Here is a 19,074-nt window from a genome sequence, read left to right as displayed (position 1 = left end):
CCGGTCCAGGCGACCGCTCCGACCAAGACCCTGCGGCAGCAGAGCCTCCACAAAACTGAACTGACCGCTCGGCTTCGTCGTCATCGCAAGATCCCTGTTTCAAAAACAGGGAATCACATCCACACAATTTTGCAACAGGCCCACAAGGGGGGAGATTGGCTGCTGCAGCCGCCGCTTAGTTGATACTCGCCGTATTCGCCGGCTCAACGGGCCGCGCCTCGTTCGCATAAGGCACGCGAAAACCGTTCACCGCCAGCCAGCCAATGGCCGCCTTCGGCTCGTCGGTCTGGATGATGGTGGCGCCGCGATCGGCCCAGAAACCCCAGCTTTCGCGCGGCAGGCTGGCCTGCACGGCCAGTTCGTCGCCGCGGCCGCCGGCAAGGAAGCCGCCCGGCTTGCCAGCGATGGCGTAGGTGTCGGCCCAGATATGCCAGTTTCCCCTCACCGCGGCCGCGCGCATGCGTGTGCTGAACAACGGTCCGCCGGTCTCGGTCAGCGTGTCGGCGCCTGCCCGCCAGTTGATGAGCTCGATCGCGCGCGGCGAAAAGGCATGGTCGACCGTCCGGGCGAAGCCGGCATCACGCACCGCATCATCGGCGATGATCGGCATGAACTGGAAGCCGCCGCCGATAGCGGCCATGGCGGCCTTAACCGTGGTGATCCTGGCCTGGTTCCATAAATTCTCCTTGACGATGACCTGCTCGGCCAAGCCGAGATCGCGAGCCACCGCGATCATGCCCGAGAGGTCGCCGACGTCGAGCTTGTTGTCGAGGTTGATGAGGATCCTGTCCCTGGTTGCCATGAGCATCTCGCGCAGCGTCGAAACCGTCTCATTGGTGACGGCGCCGGTGCCCTCGATCACCAGCCTGCAGGTCTTCAGTTCGGCCAGTGTGTATTTGACCACCTCGCCCTTGCAGGTCGTGGTGCGGTCGAGCCAGCTGTCATGCATGACGACGAACTCACCGTCCTTCGAGCGCCTGATATCGACCTCGACGATTTCTGCGCCCATCGCGATCGCCCCCTCCACGGCGGCAATCGAATTTTCCGCGTAGAGCGTCTTGCCCGCCTGCATGCTGCCGGCGCGATGCGCGACCACCATGACGTGGTCGCGCCACTGGTTGGCGTGCTCGAAGCGGTCAAGAATCTGCCTGGCGCGGGTCTCGCCGGCCAATGACTGGCCAGAAAAGGCCGCAAGTGCCGAGGAAAACAGAAGGCTCAGCCAGATGGTCCGCATCGAGAATCGCTCCTTGCCGGATCGAAATCGGGATAGGCGACCCTCGTGACATCCAGGTGAACGAAGCCGGCTAGCGGTTGTTCGCGGGGAGTGCGCGTCAGATGCGTTTTGAGAGCCTGCGGAACCACGCCATGGCCGGCATCTCAATGAGGCGCCAAGTGATCCAGGAGGCGGCAATGGTGGCGGCGAGCATGACGGCGATTGCCACCGCTCCCATCCAGCCGGCACCGAAGCCGGTGGCAGGCTGGCCGCGCAGCGTGAAGCCGCCGATCAGGCCGAGGCCGAGCTTGCGCTCGACGAGCCCGGCGACGTTGATCATGCGCGCCTGGACGAAGATGTGGACCATGTAGATCGAGTAGGACAGCGCGCCGAGGGTCAGCATGAACGGCGCCCTCAGCAAGGCGCTGATCCAGCCGCCTTCATGGGCGAACAGAAACAGCGCCAGCGCGAACACCAGGGGTGCCGCGATGCCGAAATCATTGCCGCCGGCCAGCGAAACGAAAAGCACGATGACGGCCACCATGACGATCTCGGCAAGGGTCCAGTCCATCCGCGGGCCATTCCTGGCGAGGACCTGTCGCGCGCCTGCAATGGAATCATGCTGAAACCAGGCCAGCAAGGCGCCGAGCGAGAAGCCGTACAGGCAGCGGATGAAGCCGAAATCGAAGGACACATCCATATGATGGGTCGAGAAGCCGAGCAGGAACAGCGGCGCGGTGGCGGCGGCGGCGACGAACCATATCCAGGCGCGCGCGCCGGCGACGAAGACCACGCCGGCAAACAAGAGATAGGCGAAGAACTCGGCGGAAATGCTCCAGCTTGGCGCATTCCAGGTCAATTGATCCTCGAAGCCGACACCTTGCAGCAGCAGAAGATTGGCAAGCAGACTCCCAGGGTCGAAGCCTCCGGTGAAGGGCGCAGCCCCGGTGCCGTGCAATTGCGGCAGCATCAGCCGCAGCAGCTCGAAGCCAGCGAAGGCGGCAAGCATCAGAAGGTGCAGTGGGTAGATACGGCCGAAACGGACCAGGGCGAAACGCGCGACCTGTTCCGGCTGGTTCAGCCGATCGCCGTAGCTGCTGGCGATGACAAAACCGGAAAGGACGAAGAAGAAGTCGACGAAAAGGTAGGACGAACCGATGAAGGCGCTTTGCGAAATCGTCGAAGCGGTCGGAAAGTGAAACAGCGCCACCAGAAGCGCGCAGATGCCACGCCACGAATCGAGCACCAGGAAGCGTTCACCGGCGACCGTGCCGGTGTGGGTCGACGCCGCGGCACGGGTGGGGTTGAGAAACGCGGTCTGCGTCATGATGATACAATCCTGTCTTGCCGTGGCACTCGGGCAGCGCCATTCCGTCTCGCCAAGCTGTGACTGGCATCTTCCGTGCCGGTTCTGTAGTTGTTGCAACCCGATGAAAAACGAGGATCCGTAATGGCGAACAACAACATCGACAACGCCTTCACCGCCCGTTCCAAAACGGGCGCCGCGTTCGAGCCGACCTATTCCGGCGCGCTGTCGTTCATGCGGCGCAAATACACCAAGGACGTGAAGGGCGCGGATGCTGTGGTATGGGGTATTCCCTTCGATGCCGCCGTCACCAACCGGCCGGGCGCCCGCTTCGGGCCGCAGGCCATCCGCCGCGCCTCGGCGATCCTCGACAACGACCCGCAATATCCGTTTTCACGCGATCTGTTCGAGCATCTGGCGGTCGTCGACTATGGCGATTGCCTGCTCGATTCGGGCAATCACCAGAAGACCCCCGGCACGATCGAGCGCGAAGCGGCCAAGATCCTCAAATCCGGCGCCTTCCTGCTGACGCTCGGCGGCGACCATTTCGTCACCTGGCCGCTGCTCAAGGCGCATGCCGCCATCCATGGTCCGCTCGCACTGGTGCAGTTCGACGCCCATCAGGATACCTGGCCGGACGACGGCAAGCGCATCGACCACGGATCCTTCGTTGGCCGTGCCGTCAAGGAAGGCATCATCGATCCCGACCGTTCGATCCAGATCGGCATCCGCACCCATGCGCCCGACACGTTCGGCATCAAGATCCTCCATGGCCATGAAATCGAGGAGATGCGGGCGTCCGATATCGCCTACGCCATCGTCGACCGCACCGGCGGCAAGAAGACCTATCTCACCTTCGACATCGACTGCCTCGATCCGGCCTATGCGCCTGGCACAGGCACGCCAGTTGCCGGCGGGCCGTCCTCGGCGAAGATCCTGTCGACGCTGCGTCAACTCAACCAGGTCGATATTGTCGGCGCCGATGTCGTAGAGGTTGCGCCGGCCTATGATCACGCCGATATAACGGCGATCGCCGGCTCGATGGTGGCTATGCAATATCTCGGCCTGCTGGCTGAGCGAAAGGCCCGGCTTGAAGAGTTGAACAACGGCAACCACAATGGTGCCGCAGTGATTCAAGGTCAGGGCATATAGTCTTGAAATATCAAGGAATTTGATCAACCCATGAAACCGAAAATCTTCATCGACGGCGAACACGGCACCACAGGCCTGCAGATCAGGGCGCTGCTTGCCGAGCGCAGTGATCTGGAGATCATTTCCATCCCGACCGAGCGCCGCAAGGAAACGGCGGCACGCGCCGAGTTCCTCAACGCCGCCGATGTCGCGATACTGTGCCTGCCCGACGATGCGGCGAAGGAAAGCGTCTCGCTGATCGCCAACGACACCACCAAAGTCATCGATGCGTCGACCGCGCATCGCGTGGCTGAAGGCTGGGCATATGGTTTCGCCGAGATGGACAAGGACCAGGCAAAGGCGATCGCCTCGGCAAAACGCGTCGCCAACCCCGGCTGCTGGCCGCAGGGACCGATCGCCACGCTGCGGCCGCTGGTCGCCGCCGGCCTGCTGCCGGCGGATTTCCCGATCACCGTCAACGGCATTTCGGGCTATTCGGGCGGCGGACGGCCGATGATTGAGGACTATGTCGCCAAGGGCGAGGACGCCTCGGAATTCCTGCCCTACGGCCTCACCCTTCAGCACAAGCACGTGCCGGAATTGAGGGCCTATGCCAGGCTGTCGCATGATCCGATCATGCAGCCGGCGGTCGGCAATTTCGCGCAAGGCATGATCACCGTCGTGCCGTTGCAGCTTGGCGGCCTCGACCATGTGCCGACCGGTGCGGAACTGCATGCGGCGATTGCCGACCATTTCGCCGCTATCAAGGGCGGCGTGGTCGAGGTGGCGCCCTATGCGCATTCGGAGCGCATGCCGGAGATCGATCCCGAGGTCTACAACGGCACCAACCGGATGAAGGTCTATGTCTTCGCCAATGACAAACGGGCGCAGGCCCTGCTGCTGGCGGTCTACGACAATCTCGGCAAGGGTGCCTCGGGCGCCGCCGTGCAGAACATGGATCTGATGCTCGGCCTCTGATGGACACGCCCGCCTTTCCGGCGCGCTGGAAAGTCAGCGCACCCGAACTCATTGCCGAGACCTTTTCGAGCCGCATCTGGAAGGTTTTGCGCGCAGACGGCTCGCCGGCGATCGTCAAGGCGCTCAAGCCTTTCGACGACGTCGCCGACGAGTTGCGCGGCGAGCATTATCTCGCCTGGCGACGCGGCGAAGGCGCGGTGCGCCTGCTCGGCCGCGACGGCCACAGCATGCTGCTCGAATATGCCGGTGAGACCTTGTTGGAGCAGGTGCTCGACCAACAGGGCGACAACGCCGCCACCGAAATCGCGGCCGAGGTGATGGCGAAACTATTTTCACAGGGGAAAGACCCCTTCCCGCCCGAGCTTCAGCCGCTCCGGGAACGGTTTTCAAGCCTGTTCAAGAAGGCGACATCGACCGCGATTCGGGCCATGACAGCCTCTATGTCGAGGCCGCCATCATCGCCGATCGACTGCTGGCCAATCCGCACGATATCAGGCCCCTGCACGGCGACCTGCATCACGAAAACATCCTGCACGGGCCGCGCGGCTGGCTGGCGATCGATCCGAAGGGCGTTCTCGGCGACCCCGGCTTCGACGCCGCGAACATGTTCTACAACCCGCTCGACCGGGACGAGCTTTGCCTCGATCCGGAGCGGATCGCGCATATGGCCGAGATCTTCGCCAAAACACTGGGCCAGACGCCACCAGCCGTCCTTGATCATGCCATCGCCTATGGTTGCCTGTCGGCTGCCTGGCATCATGAGGACGACAATGAGGTCGAGGAGAGCCGCGAATTGTCGATCGCCGAGGCGATCCGGGCGGTGCGGGCAAGCTTCTGATCGCGGGCTGCGGCGCGGTAATCGCTTGTTCACAGCGATGGGCTACTGACTGGCCTCGGCTCCACTTCGGGATTTGTCATGGTCAGCGCGATTTCGGGTTCCTCCCAGGCAGCCCAGTATTCCTCGTCGAGTTCCTCGAGCAATGCAGCCCAGGAGGCCGCGCTCGAAAAGCAGATCCAGGACCTGGAAGACCAGGCCAAGGCGATCACGGATCAGGTAAAGGCTGCCCAGGTGCAGCAGGATATCGCCGTGGCCCAGGCCAGGCTCGATGCGCTCAAGGCCGCCGACAAGGTAGCCAAAGCCGCTCAGGACCAGTCCGCGCCGTCCGCCGCGGCGTTGCGGCAGGCGGAATTCGATGGCGAGAAGACGACATCTACAAACGAATTCTGGATGTAGTTGGCCGATCGGTTCGAGGTCAGGCCCTGCGTGCGATTTCGTGCGGCAAGGGATAGGCGCCCTTGGTGCCGCGCCAATGGGCGGCTGCAAACCCCAGGACGATGAGCGCAAATCCCTGATGGGTCAGCGCCATATGCAGCGGCACATGCATCAGCAGCGTGCCGATGCCGATCGAGGCCTGCACCAGCACAGCCAAGAACAGCAGCGTCGCGCGGCGCGCATGCGTTGTTTCAGGCAGCCGCCGGCGCGTGGCGATCACGTGCCACAACGCCACGACGAATACCGTGTAGGCGCCAAGCCGATGGACGAACTGCACCGTCTTTGGGCTCTCGAAAAAATTGCGCCATGCCGGCTCGAGGATCAGCAGATCGCCCGGGATGATCTTGCCGTCCATCAACGGCCAGGTGTTGTAGCTCAAGCCCGCGTCAAGCCCGGCGACCAGGCCGCCGAGATAGATCTGGATCAGCGCCAGCAGCACGATGAAGCCGGCCAGCCTCTGCGTCGATCCATCGGCGGCAGGCTCGGAATGCGGCGCCAGTCCGCGCGCGACCACCATGGTGGCGGTGAAGATCAGCGCGGCAAGCGTCAGGTGGGTCGCCAGCCGGTACTGGCTGACGGAGACGCGGTCGACCAATCCTGAAGCCACCATCCACCAGCCGATGGCGCCCTGCAGGCCGCCGAGCAGGAGAATGCCCACGAGTTTCGGGCCCAGGCCGCGCTCGATGCGGCGCGTCGCCCAGAAAACCAGCAGCGGCAACGCAAAGACCAGACCGACGCTGCGCGCCAGGATGCGGTGCGCCCATTCCCACCAGAAGATCGACTTGAAGGCCTCGATGCTCATGCCCTTGTTGAGCTCGGCATATTGCGGGATCTGCTGGTAGAGCTGGAATTCCTCTTGCCACTCGGCATCGTTGAGCGGCGGGATCACGCCGTGGATCGGTTTCCACTGCGTAATCGACAGGCCGGAATCGGTCAGCCTGGTGGCGCCGCCGACCAGCACCAGCGCAAACAGCACCAGAAGCACCACATAGAGCCAGCCGCGCAGCAGCGCCCGGTTATGCAGGTCGCGGTCGCGGGCAACGTATGGCGCGGCAGCTGATATGGCAGCCATGATCTTGTCCCGGCAGGTTGATTTGGCGGATTGGTGGACCATCGCACCCGTGCTGGCAAGACCATACGGCGCGGCACGCCGTCGCGCCGCGTCTCACCGGTTGCACAGTCTCGCCTCAAGGCCTATGCGAGGCCAATACCCCTTGAGCCGGCCAGGCCGCCTGTGCGAATTCCGGCATGCTCGATCAGGAGACCACCATGCCCCTGCGCCTGAAAAAGCTGATCGGAATGTTTCTGCTGGTGGCGCTGGTCATTGTCTATGCGCTGGTCGCATCGATCTTCGCGGTCGCCCGGCTGTCGGAGTCGGGTCCGTGGGTGCATTTCCTTTTTTTCTTGCTCAGCGGCCTGCTCTGGGTGCTGCCGGCGATGGGCATCATCAAGTGGCTGATGCTGGAGCCGAGAGCCAAGCGCTAGGCGAAAACGCCAGCGTCAGATGGTGACGACCATCTTGCCGGCGTTGGCGAGCGGCGTCGTCACGCCCGACAGCATGGTGCGGATGTGGGCGAGGCTCTGGTAGCGGCCGTTGACGGAGATGCGCGGCAAGGCGTGCAGGAACCCGGCATGCTCGGCGCGCAGCACGCCGTGGCGCGTCGTCACGGCGGAGGTATAGCCGGCGTCGCGGGCAAAGCCCACTTCGCGGCAGCCGACGGCGCTGGCATAGCCATAGGGATAAGCGAAATGGCGGGGCATTTCGCCCAGTTCGGCCTGCAACATGGCGCGCACGGCGCCAACCTCGTGCCGGGCATCGGCTTCGGAGAGCCGCTTCAGGTTGCTGTGGTTGATCGTATGGGCGCCGATCGTCACCAGCGGATGCGCGGCGATGCGACGGATTTCATCCCAGCTCATCAATGTGCGCAAGCGTGGGCCGTCGGCGTCGATGCCGTTTGCGCGAGCCAGGTCACGCAACACGGCCTGCAGGTCCTCCTCGCGGACTTCCGAGGTGAGATAGGCGTGCAGGCGTGCATTGGCCTGCAATTTCTTCGCGGGGGTCGAGCAATCGATCGTCAGGGGACCGTTCGGCCGCGTCAGAGTGAGGGTATCGCGCGCGTTGACGATGTCCTCGACAACGTCCCACCACAGGTCGGCTGTGCCGTTGATCAGCCCGGGCGCGACATAGATGGTGATCGGCGCGCCGTGCTTCTCGAGCACCGGCAGCGCCTCGACCATGTTGTCGCGATAGGCATCGTCGGCGGTGATCGTGGCAAACTGACCGCCTTTGCCGCCCACCTTGATGCACTCCACCGCTTCGTCCATGGAGACGAAGGCATAGCCATGCGCCTTCATGTCGGCGATCATGGCGTCAAGGAAGCCGGGCGCGATATTCAGATGCCGGTTGACGCTGTCCGGCTTTTCCGGGGTCGCGGTAACACGGTGCAGCATCAGGATGGCGCCAATGCCGCCGATGAACGGCTTGGCCAGCGGTGCAAGGCCGGTATAGCGGGCGACGTTCAGCGCCAGTTTCCGGATTGCCTCCCCGCCGTCGATCATTCATTCACCTTTTGCGCCTAGGCTGATCCAAGCACGGAATGCGCCTATGCGAACCCCCAAATCGCGATCAATACGCCCTAAGGATTGAGGTATGGTTGACGCAACTGCGTCATTTGACGGCAATCGGCTTGCGGCGACCGAGGCATCGTCGCGGGCCTTGCCACGGGACCATGCCGACCTGTCGATTTCAGTGGCGTCCACGGACGGACTCGCGGCCTATGCCGAGTTCTGCCGCTCGGCTTTGTTTGGGCCGGCGCAGAGTGCTGCCTGGATCCTGAACTGGGCGGCCGAGACACGACCGGACCTGCTTGTCGCGACGCTGAGTGTCGAGGGCAAACCGGTTTTTTCGCTGGCGCTGGAGGTTGCCTCCAAGGGGCTGTTCCGGATCGCCCGCTTCATGGGTGGGCGCCACGCCAACGGCAACTTCGTCGCCGCGGACCCGAACTGGCTGGCCAAGGCGGATATACCGGCCCTCCGATCGGTACTGGCGGCCATCGCCAAGGCACGCCCGGACATCGATCTGGTCGCGCTCGAGCGGTTGCTGCCCGATCTCGACGGCGTCGCCAATCCGCTCGCATCGCTTGACCATTTTTCCAGCCCCAATCTGTCGCTGGCCGTCGATCTCGCCGGCGGCTTCGATGCGCTGCTTTCCCGCGCCAGCGGCAAACGCAAACGCAAGAAGCACCGGTCGCAGATCCGGAAATTCGAGGCCGTAGGCAGCTATCGGCGCATTGAGGCCCGCACCCCCGACGAGGTGGACACGCTGCTCGACGCCTTCTTCGAGATGAAGGAGCTCCGCTTCCGCAAGATGGGCATCGCCAATGTTTTTGGCGACGCGCAGGTACGCGGCTTCTTCCGCGCGCTGTTCATGCAGGCGCTTGCCGAGGACAAGCCTTCGTTCGTGCTGCACGGACTCGCGGTTGCCGGCAAGCTGCGCGCCATCACCGGTTCAAGCCGCTCGGGCAAACGCCTGATCTGCGAATTCGGAGCGATCGCCGAGGACGATCTCGGGCACGCCAGCCCCGGCGACTTCCTGTTCTTCGACAACATCCAGGAAGCCTGCGAGACCGGTTTCGAGGTCTATGACTTTTCGGTCGGAGATGAGCCTTACAAGCGGCTGTGGTGCGATATCGAAACGCGGCATTTCGAAGTGTTGGTCCCGTTGACCGTGAAGGGCCGCATGCTGGCGCTGACGCTTCGGCAAGGCGCGCGGCTGAAAGCCTTCGTCAAGAACAGCCCGGTGATCTGGAAGCTGACCAAGGTGCTGCGCCGCAAAGCCGCCGGCCAGGCAGCGCCCTCGGAAGAAGATAGCTGACACCATGAAGCCGATCATCCGCACACTGTCCCTGCAGGAACTGGCGCTTCTCGTCGACTGGGCGGCCGCGGAAGGCTGGAACCCAGGTCTTGACGACCCGGCGATGCTCCAGGCGGCGGACCCCGAAGGCTTCATCGGCGCCTTTGTCGGCGACGACATGGCCGCGGCAATTTCGGCCGTGGCCTATGGAAGCGAATTCGGTTTCATCGGCCTCTACATCTCCCGGCCTGACATGCGCGGCATGGGCTACGGCAAGACAGTGTGGGACGCCGGCATGAAAAGGCTCGCTGGCCGGACCGTCGGCCTTGACGGCGTCGTCGAGCAGCAGGCCAATTACCGGCGCAAGGGCTTCGCACCGGCCTACGAGACCATCCGCTTCACCGGGCGCAAGGCAGGCCTGGCGGTCAGGGACGATGGGTTGCGGATGATTACAACGCAGCTCCTGTCCGATGTCATCGCCTATGACTCCCATTGTTTTCTGGCGCCCCGAGGCACCTTTCTGAAGCGATGGCTGCAGGAGCCGCATCATGGGCTGGCGGCGATCGGTTCGCGCGGCGTGACCGGCTTTGGTGTGGCGCGCCGCTGTCGATCCGGCTTCAAGATCGGCCCGCTGTTTGCCGACGGTATGGAAATCGCTTTGCAACTCCTGGAGGGACTGGCCCGTGCCTGTGAGGGCGGTGAGCTGCACATCGACGTCCCCGCCGACAATACCGGCTTCATAACTGCGCTCGATGCGGCCGGCTTTGCGCCGACCTTCACCACCACGCGCATGTACAAAGGTCCTGCCCCGGAACTGGACCTGCAAAGGGTGTTCGGCGTAACGACGCTTGAACTGGGATAGATCGGGCGAACCGCTGAGCGGCTCCGCCAAACGATCCGCGGCTCTCTCAGGCGGCGGCAGTGCGCCGTCCCGGCACCGGATTGCCGGGCGGTTCGTGGCCGAGCGGCGTCACCAGCGTCAGGTCGGGATAGCCGTTCTCGATCAGCTTGACCGCAGCCTGCGTCACCTCGTCGTCGGCCTCCAGCATGGAGAGAAAGACCTCGGTGGCGTCGCCAGTCAGACGGCCGATGCCTTGCGCGTCGGCCGGTCCGCACTCGACCAGGACGAGGTCGTAGGCTGTCGTCAGCGACTGCATGATGATCGGCAGCCGGTCGGCGGCACGCATGGCACGAACCGGATCGGCGGTTCCGACGGGAATGACGTGACAGTCCGAGTAGAGATCGGCGTGGATGACGTCGCTGAACTGCGCTTCCGAAGCGAGCAGGTTGGTGATGCCCGGGAAAAGGCCGCTGTCCAGCATCGGCCGCGAGGCGGCCCCCGACGCAGTGAGGTCCAGCAACAGCACGCGCAGGCCGGCGTCGGCGACCTCGCGCGCCACCAGGATCGCGGATGCAGCCGCCTCGTCGCCTTCCGGCGAGACGAATATGGCGCGCGCCGCACCGCTGGAGATCAGCTTTTCGGCAGCTTTCTCGATATCGATCTCGCCCAAGGTGGAACGCGCCGGTTCGGGCTCGACAGCCGTTTGCTCTGTCGCCGCAGTTGCGGGCATTGCGACCACATCCGGCGCCTCGACCATGGCCGGCATCGCGGCGGCATAGGGCTCCGCATCTGCTTCATCCGCAGGTTCAGGCAGCTCCTGGCGAACGACGGGGTCCTGCAAAACGGCAGGCTCCTGGCGGAGAAATGGCTTGGCGACCGGCGCCTGCGCCACATGGGGCATTGCGACCTCATCGATCCGTTCGAAACGGGAACCGCTCGCCGGCCGCATCGCGCGGCCTGAAAACAGCTCCCGCAGAAGCGTCACGATGGCCATGATCAGCAGCGATGCGGCGAAAGCCGCGCCGACGATCGGCCCGACGTTCGGGAAATAGGCCTCGGAGGGAACCGAAGCCTTCGAGGCGATCCGGGCGTCGACGGGCAGATAGTTGCGATCCTGGCGCGAAGCGGCTTCGCGGTAGTTGGTCAGGTAGAGCTCGAGTTGCTGTCGCTTGGCGGTCGCGTCGCGCTGCAGTGCGTCGAGATCGACCTGTTGTTCGCCGGCCTGCGCCGAAGCGGCCTTCAACGTGTTGACGTCTGCGACAAGCTGGTTCTCGCGGGCCTTTGCCGTCTCGGCCTGCATCAACAGGCCTTTCATGATCTTCTGGGCCTCGCTGCGGATCTGTGCGTCGAGATCGGACAGTTGCGATTTCAGCGCGCGAATGCGCGGATGATTGCCAAGCAGTGTCGTCGACAGATCGGCGATGTTGGAGCGCAATTCGACCTGTCGCTCACGCAAGCGCTGGATCAGGTCCGATGACAGAACCTCCGGCACGGCATCCAGCGAACCGCCATTCTGCAGCGCCCTGCGCACACCGTCGGCGGTCGCTTCCGCAGCGGCGCGGTTGGCGCGCACTTTCGACAGTTCGCTCGACAGTTCTGAAAGCTGCTGGGTGGCCAGCACCGAATTGTTGCCACCCATCAGAAGATCGGACTGGGCGCGATAAGCGGCGACCTTCGCCTCGGCATCCTTGACCTGCCGCTGCAGGTCGGCGATTTCCGGCGCCAGGAAGTCCGCCGCGGCGCTGTTCGATTCGAGCTTGGCCGCCCCTTGCCCCGCTATATAGGCGGCGGCGATCGCGTCTGGTATGGCGGCCGCGAGCTTGGGATCTTCCGATGAGAACTCGATGGCAATGATGCGGGTCTTCTCGACGCCATAGACGTTGAGCTTCTCGTGCATTTTCTTGAGCACGCGCTCTTCCGTCGGAATTTCCATCGGGTCGCTTTTCAGGCCGACCAGGACCAGAGCGCGGCTCAGCGCCGACATGTCGAGCGCTTCATTGAACTCGGGCAGTTTTTCCAGACCGAGCTTTTGCGAGACCTGCTTGAGGATTTCGTTGGAGGAAATGATCTGGACCTGGGTGGCGACGCCCTGTTCGTCGAGAATAGGCTTGTCGGTGTCGTTGTTGTTGCTGGCCGGCCGCGTGTAGATGGATTCGCGCGGCGCGATCTCCACCTGCGTCTCGGCTTTGTAGTGCCGGGTTGCCAGCGAGGCGAAAGCGAAGGCCAGCCCGGTTGCCAACAGGACGACGAGGACTATACGCAGCCAGTTCCTCGCCAGGCTGGCGAAGAGCTGCCTGAGATCGACATCGACATCTGCGGCCGCGGACTGAACGGACATGCATCCCTACTCCGATACTGGGTCAGCACGCACCGTAAACAACTATGGTAACTCAGCCGTTAAGATCGTGGTAAGTTTCCGTTAGGGTTTACTGGCGGGTGACAAACAAAACCGCCAAAAATCACAAAAACTCTTGCCGATGCGCCACGTGTCGGCCGCTCCCTTTACCGGCCATTAACCCTAACAGGATGATAACGGACCTCGATCCCTAGAGTTGCTGCGACGTTGCAGCGACCAGTCGAAGGTACCTGTCCGGCCATGAAAAGCACTGCTTCCCTGTTTCGCGCGCTGCTTGCCGTATCGATGCTGGCTGGCTGTTCCAGCTACCGGCCGACGCCGGCCGCCTTCCATGAGGTGCTCGATCAGCCCTACCGTCTTGGCGCCGGCGACCGCGTCCGCGTGACCGTGTTCGAGCAGGACGGGCTGACCAACACCTACAGCGTCGATCAATCCGGCTATCTCTCCTTCCCGCTTGTCGGCGCCATACCAGCGCGCGGCCACACCGCGCAGCAAATGGAAAAGGAGATTGCCGACAAATTGCGGCAAGGCTATCTGCGCGATCCCGACGTTTCGGTCGAGATCGACCGCTACCGCCCGATCTTCGTCATGGGCGAAGTGGGTGCCGCCGGCCAATATTCCTATGTTCCCGGCCTGACGGTGCAGAAGGCGATCGCCATTGCCGGCGGCTTCACGCCGCGCGCCAACCAGGAAAGCGTCGACATCACCCGCGACATCAACGGCAAGGTGATGACCGGCCGCGTGGTCACCTCCGACCCGCTGCTGCCCGGCGATACGGTCTACGTCCGCGAACGTCTGTTCTGACAGATATCAAGTGGCGGACAGGCTCAGGATCGTCCATTGCTTTCGCTCACCCGTCGGAGGAATTTTCCGGCATGTGCGCGACCTGGCCGAGGCGCAGGTCGCCGCCGGGCATTCCGTTGGCATCGTCTGCGATTCGACGACAGGCGGCGCGTTCGAGGAACATTTGTTCGAGCAGATGAAGGACATGCTGGCGCTCGGCATTCATCGCACGCCGATGCAGCGCCACGTCGGTTCCGGAGACCTTGCCTCGGCTTGGCGCACGTACAGGATCATCAAGGAATTGCGGCCGGACGTACTGCACGGGCACGGCGCCAAGGGTGGCGCCTATGCCCGTCTGTTCGGCTCATTGTTGCGGGTATCAAGGTCTCGCGTAGCCCGCCTTTATTCGCCGCATGGCGGCTCGCTCCACTATGACGAGAACACGGTCATCGGAAAGCTGTTCTTCGCGCTCGAGCGCTTCATGGCTCGCTTCACCGACTCTCTGCTGTTTGTCTCGGACTATGAGCGGCGGACCTATCGCCACAAGGTCGGCGAACCGCCCATTCCCAACACCCTCGTCTATAACGGCCTGCGCGCCACTGAATTCGAGCCGGTGATCACCGCGCCGGACGCAGCCGACCTGCTTTATATCGGCATGATGCGCGACCTGAAGGGACCGGACATCTTCATCGACGCATTGGCCCTTGCCGGCCCGCGGTTCGGCCGCGCGCTGACCGCGGTGATGGTTGGCGATGGCGACGACCTTCCGCGTTACCACGGGCAAGTGAAACGCCTCGGGCTCGAGCGCCATGTCCGGTTCCTACCGCCGATGCCGGCCAGGGAGGCCTTTGCCCTTGCCGCGCTTATCATCGTTCCCTCGCGCGCCGAAGCCATGCCTTATATCGTCCTGGAAACGCTTGCCGCGGGAAAACCGATGATCGCAACCGCGGTCGGCGGCATTCCGGAGATATTCGACACCGGTTCCCCTGCCCTGATCCGACCTGACGCGATCGAGCTCGCCGACAGGATGAGCCAGGCGCTGGCCGACCCGGCCGCCTATCGCGACCTGATGCCCGATGGCGCCAACCTCAAGGCACGCTTCGGCGCCGATGTGATGGCCGCCGACATCGAGAAGGCCTATTTCGCCGCACTCGACAGGTAGGCGCAGGACCAAGCCGTTCCAAAGCCATGCGTTGTTTCAAGGGTTTCTTAGCTCTCTTTTGCTATGACCGGGGGGAAGCTTGCGGAAAGCCCTCATGAACGAGATCGACCCCGCGCGCCGCTTTTCAGCAGAGGCGGTGCGTAAATTCGACGGCCCGGCCGACGGCGACACGCCAAGCGGCATGAACGATGTCGCCCGCCAGGTCGCCTCGCAGTACCGGCGCGATACGATGTCGCCGATCATGGTCAGCGGTGTCCTGCGCATGGTCGAATTCGGCTTGCTGTTCCTGTCCGGACTCGCCGTCTATTTCCACTATGTCGGGTTCTTCAACTATCTCGCCTGGCAATATCCGGTGACGATCGCAGCGGGCTCGTTCCTTGCCGTGGTGCTGCTCGACGTCACCGACTGCTACCAGATCGTCGCCCTGATGCGGCCCATCGCCAATTTCGGCCGCGTGCTGCTCGTCTGGGCCGGCACTTTCGCCCTGATGGCGCTGACGGCATTCGTCATGAAGATGTCGCAGGACTATTCGCGCCTTTTGTTCGGCAGCTGGTTCGTCATCGGCTTCGTTCTCATCTTCGGCCTCAGGCTGGTGATGTCGAAGCTGATCCGGGCCTGGGCGCGCGATGGCCGCATGGAGCGGCGCGCCGTCATCGTCGGCGGCGGCAAGGCGGCGGAAATCCTGATCCGCTCGGTCGAAAAGCAGCCCTACAACGATATCCGCATCTGCGGCATCTTCGACGATCGCGGCGACAAGCGCTCGCCGCCCATCGTCGCCGGCTACCCCAAGCTCGGCACCATTTCGGAACTGATCGAATTCGCCCGCATCGCCCGCATCGACATGCTGATCGTATCGCTGCCGCTGACGGCCGAATCGCGCGTTCTGCAGTTGCTGAAGAAGCTGTGGGTGCTGCCGGTCGACATCCGGCTTTCGGCGCATTCCAACGCGCTGCAGTTTCGCCCGCGCGCCTATTCCTACATCGGCGCGGTGCCGATGCTCGACATCTTCGACAAGCCGATCAACGACTGGGATTCGGTCGCCAAGCGCGCCTTCGACATTGTCTTCAGCCTGATCGGCATCGTCGTGTTCTCGCCGGTGATGCTGGCGACCGGCATCGCCATCAAGCTCGACAGCAAGGGGCCGGTGCTGTTCCATCAGAAGCGGCACGGTTTCAACAATGAGATCATCGAGGTCTACAAGTTCCGTTCGATGTATACGGACAAGGCCGATCCGACCGCCAAGCAGACGGTGACCAAGAACGACCCGCGCGTCACCCGCGTCGGCCGCTTCATCCGCAAGACCTCGATCGACGAGCTGCCGCAGTTCTTCAACTCGCTGCTGGGTTCGCTGTCGCTGGTCGGTCCACGCCCGCATGCCATCGCCGCACAGTCGCATAATTTGCTCTACAACGAGGTTGTCGACGGCTATTTCGCCCGCCACAAGGTCAAGCCCGGCGTCACCGGCTGGGCGCAGATCAATGGCTGGCGCGGCGAGATGGACACCAACGAGAAGATCCGCATGCGCACGGAGTATGATCTCTTCTACATCGAGAACTGGTCGCTGCTGTTCGATTTGCGAATCCTGTTCTTGACGCCGCTCCGGCTGCTCAATACGGAAAACGCCTATTGAGTGCGATCAGCCATGATTTGCCGCGCGCGGCGGTCAACGCCAAGCTGGTCGCGCTGATTTCCTCGGGCGCGGTCTTCCTCGGCATTCTGCTGTCCGGCTTCGTCATCAGCGAGCCGGCGCCCTATGAGCTCTACATGGCCGGGCTGATCGCCATCTGGGCGCTTTTCGGCTTGCGGATTTCCCGCGCGGCCACGCCGCTGCTGGTCCTGCTGGTGACGATGAACATCGGCGGCATGATCTCCATGACGCAGATGGCGGACCTCGCCAACACACCGCTCTATCTCGCCGTCTCGCTGTTTCTCGCCTTCAGCGCGGTGTTCTTCGCATCGATCACCGCCGTACAGCCGGGCCTCTACCGATTGATCTTCATTGCCTATGTGGTTTCGGCCATGGCCACCTCGCTGCTTGGCATTGCAGGCTACTTCCATGCCTTTCCGGGCGCGGAGATGTTCACCAAATACGACCGCGCCGCCGGCGCCTTCCAGGACCCGAACGTGTTCGGCCCCTTCCTGGTGCTGCCCGGCATCTATCTGCTCTATCTGCTTTTGACCGGACCGGTGACACGCATGCCGCTGCTGGCGGTACCGCTGCTGATCATCACCGCCGGCATCTTCTTCTCGTTCTCACGCGGCGCCTGGGGCATGTTCGCCGTCTCGGCCGTCCTGCTCACCGGCTGCCTGTTCCTGCAGAGCGCCAGCGGCAAGTTCCGGCTGCGCGTGGTGGTGATGACGATGGCCGCACTGGCGCTGCTGGTCGTCGCCATGATCGTCATCCTGCAGCTGCCCGGCGTGTCGGAGATGTTCTCCAACCGTGCCCATCTCGAACAGAGCTACGACACCGCCCGCCTCGGCCGCTTCGCCCGCTACACAATCGGCTTCCAGATGGCGATGGAGCATCCGTTCGGCATCGGCCCGCTGGTCTTCGGCACGATCTTCGGCGAGGACACCCACGACATCTGGCTGAAAATGCTGATGGACTATGGCTGGCTCGGCTTCGTGTCGTTCCTCACACTCGTCGCCTGGACGATGGCAGCCGGATTCCGCATCCTGCTGCGCGACCGGCCGTGGCAGCCCTATCTGTTGTGCGCCTATGTCGCCTTCATCGGCAATATCGGGCTCGGCACCTTCATCGACATCGACCACTGGCGCCATGTCTACCTGCTGCTCGGCCTGATCTGGGGCGCCATCGCGCTGGAATACAGCCATCAGCGGCTGTTGCGGCCTGCCTTGCAGGGCTCGCCGGCACCGGCAATCGCAGCGGGATAAAAGTCGCGGAATTCGGTTGACCCGCACGGGGTTATCACGATACATCGCGACCGGTCCGGAGTGTAGCGCAGCCCGGTAGCGCACTTGACTGGGGGTCAAGGGGTCGTCGGTTCGAATCCGGCCACTCCGACCAATTCAAAGCAGGACTTGCCCCCGAAGTCCTTTCCGCCTTTCCACGAGACACCCTTTCCGGGCACCCGAAGGGTAGCACAGACCAAAAATTCCAGCTCTTAGACACGAATTGAGGCTGTCGGCGGCACGAGATGGAAGCCGATTGGCGCGTTGAATCGCTTGTAACCTTGAGTTCAAATCGATTCACGAATGTGTGGCAGTTTCACAACGCTCATATTCCAAACGTTTCCAATCACATGGAAGCGCTTTTCAAGCTTGGGCTGGTGTGTAGATTAAGCAGCGTAGAACCTTGGGGATATCATGAAGACGATCATTCTCTCTTCAGCACTGCTTTTGGCCCTCACGGGCGGGGCGCTTGCCGCCGACCCGATCATCAATGTGCCATCGCAGGATGTGGCGCCTGCCGGTTTCATCTGGACTGGGGGCTATGTGGGTATCGTCGCCGGGGTGAACTACCTGAAGGGCGATTTCGACATCCCGAACTACGATCCTTCCGGCTACAATGCCGACAACACGTCAGCCGAAATTGGTGGCAAAGTCGGATACAATTATCAGTTCGCGAACAATTTCGTACTCGGCGGCGAGGCATCGCTGGTTGCAGTTTTCAACGAGGGTGCGGACAGTACGTTTGATGACGAAGAGATCAATGTACACTCGGACTGGCAAGCTCACATTGTTGCAAAGGTTGGCTACGCGGCAGATAGGTTCATGCCTTATGTAAAGGGCGGCATCGCTTTTCTGCACGCAGATGACGTCTTCTATTCCACCACGGGGGATCGCAGCGATCCTCAAAGCCGAACCTACATTGGCTGGACCATTGGCGCCGGTGTCGACTATGCGCTCAACGAGAAGTGGATTGTCGGCGTCGATTATGCATATGCTCATTTCGGCAGTCACGATTTTGCGAACGACCAGCTTGGGCCAACCATCTTGAAGCCAAGCACCCATACGGTTTCCGCGAGCTTGAGCTACAAATTCTGATCGGCATGGTAGGCTGTGACTGCCGTCGTCAGCCGGTGTCCGCGCCAGCTGTTCACGCCCAATCTGGGACCTCAACCTAGAGCGATTCCTATTTTGAGAGAATCGTAGGATTCCCAAAGCCGGATGTTTGTGATTCAAGATGCTGGCTGGATTGGAGGCCAGCATCTGAT

The 19,074-nt window shown here is 62.8% G+C and carries 17 protein-coding genes, 1 tRNA gene and 1 pseudogene; 14 read left to right on the top strand and 5 right to left on the bottom strand.

Annotation, left to right across the window (positions count from 1 at the left end):
- Positions 1-183: hypothetical protein (locus tag NKJ11_RS33035; protein ID WP_352795133.1), on the top strand; the 183-nt coding region annotated here is incomplete at its 5' end.
- Here the strand turns inward: NKJ11_RS33035 and NKJ11_RS33030 are convergent.
- A complete protein-coding gene (locus tag NKJ11_RS33030) occupies positions 176-1,234 on the bottom strand; it encodes a glycerophosphodiester phosphodiesterase family protein (protein WP_352611713.1) in 1,059 nt (352 codons plus the stop codon). The two genes, NKJ11_RS33035 and NKJ11_RS33030, sit on opposite strands and share 8 nt — an antisense overlap.
- A 97-nt stretch (positions 1,235-1,331) precedes the next feature.
- Positions 1,332-2,540 (bottom strand): acyltransferase family protein, encoded by a 1,209-nt coding sequence (locus NKJ11_RS33025; protein ID WP_352795132.1) that lies wholly within the window; start codon positions 2,538-2,540, stop codon positions 1,332-1,334.
- Positions 2,541-2,663: 123 nt separating this feature from the next.
- On the opposite strand from NKJ11_RS33025, the gene speB reads away from it, so the two are divergent.
- The 4 genes and pseudogenes from speB to NKJ11_RS33005 all read left to right on the top strand — a co-directional run bounded on the left by speB (position 2,664) and on the right by NKJ11_RS33005 (position 5,862).
- Positions 2,664-3,671, top strand: coding sequence for an agmatinase (gene speB, locus NKJ11_RS33020; protein ID WP_127288726.1), 1,008 nt, complete (start codon positions 2,664-2,666; stop codon positions 3,669-3,671).
- A 30-nt stretch (positions 3,672-3,701) separates the two neighbouring features.
- Positions 3,702-4,628: an N-acetyl-gamma-glutamyl-phosphate reductase gene (gene argC / locus NKJ11_RS33015; RefSeq protein ID WP_352729413.1), complete on the top strand. Its 927-nt coding sequence runs from the start codon at positions 3,702-3,704 to the stop codon at positions 4,626-4,628.
- Positions 4,625-5,466: pseudogene (locus NKJ11_RS33010) on the top strand (aminoglycoside phosphotransferase family protein). Before argC ends, NKJ11_RS33010 begins: the two are co-directional and overlap by 4 nt.
- Positions 5,467-5,544: 78 nt before the next feature.
- Entirely contained in the window at positions 5,545-5,862 is a 318-nt protein-coding gene (locus tag NKJ11_RS33005; protein WP_023810265.1) for a hypothetical protein, read from the top strand.
- Between the two features lie 19 nt (positions 5,863-5,881).
- Here NKJ11_RS33005 and NKJ11_RS33000 read toward each other — a convergent pair whose 3' ends face one another.
- Positions 5,882-6,973, bottom strand: a complete 1,092-nt coding sequence (locus NKJ11_RS33000) for a COX15/CtaA family protein (RefSeq protein ID WP_128305459.1) — start codon at positions 6,971-6,973, stop codon at positions 5,882-5,884.
- A gap of 197 nt (positions 6,974-7,170) precedes the next feature.
- Here NKJ11_RS33000 and NKJ11_RS32995 point away from each other — a divergent pair, with 197 nt between their 5' ends.
- A complete protein-coding gene (locus NKJ11_RS32995; protein WP_023810263.1) occupies positions 7,171-7,386 on the top strand; it encodes a DUF2842 domain-containing protein in 216 nt (71 codons plus the stop codon).
- Between the two features lie 15 nt (positions 7,387-7,401).
- On the opposite strand, the gene NKJ11_RS32990 is transcribed toward NKJ11_RS32995, so the two are convergent.
- On the bottom strand, positions 7,402-8,460 hold the full coding sequence (locus NKJ11_RS32990) for a polysaccharide deacetylase family protein (RefSeq protein ID WP_023810262.1): 1,059 nt from the start codon (positions 8,458-8,460) through the stop codon (positions 7,402-7,404).
- A 91-nt stretch (positions 8,461-8,551) separates the two neighbouring features.
- Between NKJ11_RS32990 and NKJ11_RS32985 the strand changes: the two genes are divergently transcribed.
- Together NKJ11_RS32985 and NKJ11_RS32980 are read left to right on the top strand one after the other, a co-directional pair.
- Positions 8,552-9,775: a GNAT family N-acetyltransferase gene (locus NKJ11_RS32985; RefSeq protein ID WP_352795131.1), complete on the top strand. Its 1,224-nt coding sequence runs from the start codon at positions 8,552-8,554 to the stop codon at positions 9,773-9,775.
- A gap of 4 nt (positions 9,776-9,779) precedes the next feature.
- Positions 9,780-10,616, top strand: coding sequence for a GNAT family N-acetyltransferase (locus NKJ11_RS32980; protein ID WP_352795130.1), 837 nt, complete (start codon positions 9,780-9,782; stop codon positions 10,614-10,616).
- 46 nt (positions 10,617-10,662) lie between these two features.
- On the opposite strand, the gene NKJ11_RS32975 is transcribed toward NKJ11_RS32980, so the two are convergent.
- Complete coding sequence (locus tag NKJ11_RS32975) at positions 10,663-12,933, bottom strand: GumC family protein (protein ID WP_352795129.1); 2,271 nt, start codon at positions 12,931-12,933, stop codon at positions 10,663-10,665.
- Between the two features lie 258 nt (positions 12,934-13,191).
- On the opposite strand from NKJ11_RS32975, the gene NKJ11_RS32970 reads away from it, so the two are divergent.
- The 6 genes from NKJ11_RS32970 to NKJ11_RS32945 all read left to right on the top strand — a co-directional run bounded on the left by NKJ11_RS32970 (position 13,192) and on the right by NKJ11_RS32945 (position 18,904).
- Positions 13,192-13,755 carry a polysaccharide biosynthesis/export family protein gene (locus NKJ11_RS32970; RefSeq protein WP_013532220.1) on the top strand — a complete coding sequence of 188 codons (564 nt, stop codon included), beginning with the start codon at positions 13,192-13,194 and terminating at the stop codon, positions 13,753-13,755.
- A 10-nt stretch (positions 13,756-13,765) separates the two neighbouring features.
- Positions 13,766-14,896, top strand: a complete 1,131-nt coding sequence (locus NKJ11_RS32965; RefSeq protein ID WP_352795128.1) for a glycosyltransferase family 4 protein — start codon at positions 13,766-13,768, stop codon at positions 14,894-14,896.
- Positions 14,897-14,990: 94 nt separating this feature from the next.
- Positions 14,991-16,526, top strand: coding sequence for an undecaprenyl-phosphate glucose phosphotransferase (locus tag NKJ11_RS32960; RefSeq protein WP_352795127.1), 1,536 nt, complete (start codon positions 14,991-14,993; stop codon positions 16,524-16,526).
- Positions 16,523-17,791 (top strand): O-antigen ligase family protein, encoded by a 1,269-nt coding sequence (locus NKJ11_RS32955; protein ID WP_352795126.1) that lies wholly within the window; start codon positions 16,523-16,525, stop codon positions 17,789-17,791. Before NKJ11_RS32960 ends, NKJ11_RS32955 begins: the two co-directional genes overlap by 4 nt.
- 56 nt (positions 17,792-17,847) lie before the next feature.
- Positions 17,848-17,924 (top strand) — tRNA-Pro (locus NKJ11_RS32950).
- A 299-nt stretch (positions 17,925-18,223) separates the two neighbouring features.
- Positions 18,224-18,904: an outer membrane protein gene (locus NKJ11_RS32945; protein WP_352774731.1), complete on the top strand. Its 681-nt coding sequence runs from the start codon at positions 18,224-18,226 to the stop codon at positions 18,902-18,904.
- The last annotated feature ends 170 nt before the right edge of the window (positions 18,905-19,074 follow it).

It is taken from the genome of Mesorhizobium sp. M0243, assembly GCF_040321775.1.
GTDB lineage: Bacteria > Pseudomonadota > Alphaproteobacteria > Rhizobiales > Rhizobiaceae > Mesorhizobium.
The sequence above is the reverse complement of the archived record's forward strand: the minus strand, read 5'-3'. Positions and strand labels throughout refer to the sequence as shown.

Excerpts from the sequence above, each read along its gene's own strand:
- NKJ11_RS32990 (WP_023810262.1), bottom strand. The coding sequence starts at position 8,460 with ATGATCGACGGCGGGGAGGCAATCCGGAAACTGGCGCTGAACGTCGCC.
- NKJ11_RS32975 (WP_352795129.1), bottom strand. The coding sequence starts at position 12,933 with ATGTCCGTTCAGTCCGCGGCCGCAGATGTCGATGTCGATCTCAGGCAG.
- NKJ11_RS32980 (WP_352795130.1), top strand. The coding sequence starts at position 9,780 with ATGAAGCCGATCATCCGCACACTGTCCCTGCAGGAACTGGCGCTTCTC.
- NKJ11_RS32945 (WP_352774731.1), top strand. The coding sequence starts at position 18,224 with ATGAAGACGATCATTCTCTCTTCAGCACTGCTTTTGGCCCTCACGGGC.
- NKJ11_RS32985 (WP_352795131.1), top strand. The coding sequence starts at position 8,552 with ATGGTTGACGCAACTGCGTCATTTGACGGCAATCGGCTTGCGGCGACC.
- NKJ11_RS32995 (WP_023810263.1), top strand. The coding sequence starts at position 7,171 with ATGCCCCTGCGCCTGAAAAAGCTGATCGGAATGTTTCTGCTGGTGGCG.
- NKJ11_RS33000 (WP_128305459.1), bottom strand. The coding sequence starts at position 6,973 with ATGGCTGCCATATCAGCTGCCGCGCCATACGTTGCCCGCGACCGCGAC.
- NKJ11_RS33005 (WP_023810265.1), top strand. The coding sequence starts at position 5,545 with ATGGTCAGCGCGATTTCGGGTTCCTCCCAGGCAGCCCAGTATTCCTCG.
- NKJ11_RS33025 (WP_352795132.1), bottom strand. The coding sequence starts at position 2,540 with ATGACGCAGACCGCGTTTCTCAACCCCACCCGTGCCGCGGCGTCGACC.
- speB (WP_127288726.1), top strand. The coding sequence starts at position 2,664 with ATGGCGAACAACAACATCGACAACGCCTTCACCGCCCGTTCCAAAACG.
- NKJ11_RS32960 (WP_352795127.1), top strand. The coding sequence starts at position 14,991 with ATGAACGAGATCGACCCCGCGCGCCGCTTTTCAGCAGAGGCGGTGCGT.
- NKJ11_RS33030 (WP_352611713.1), bottom strand. The coding sequence starts at position 1,234 with ATGCGGACCATCTGGCTGAGCCTTCTGTTTTCCTCGGCACTTGCGGCC.
- argC (WP_352729413.1), top strand. The coding sequence starts at position 3,702 with ATGAAACCGAAAATCTTCATCGACGGCGAACACGGCACCACAGGCCTG.
- NKJ11_RS32970 (WP_013532220.1), top strand. The coding sequence starts at position 13,192 with ATGAAAAGCACTGCTTCCCTGTTTCGCGCGCTGCTTGCCGTATCGATG.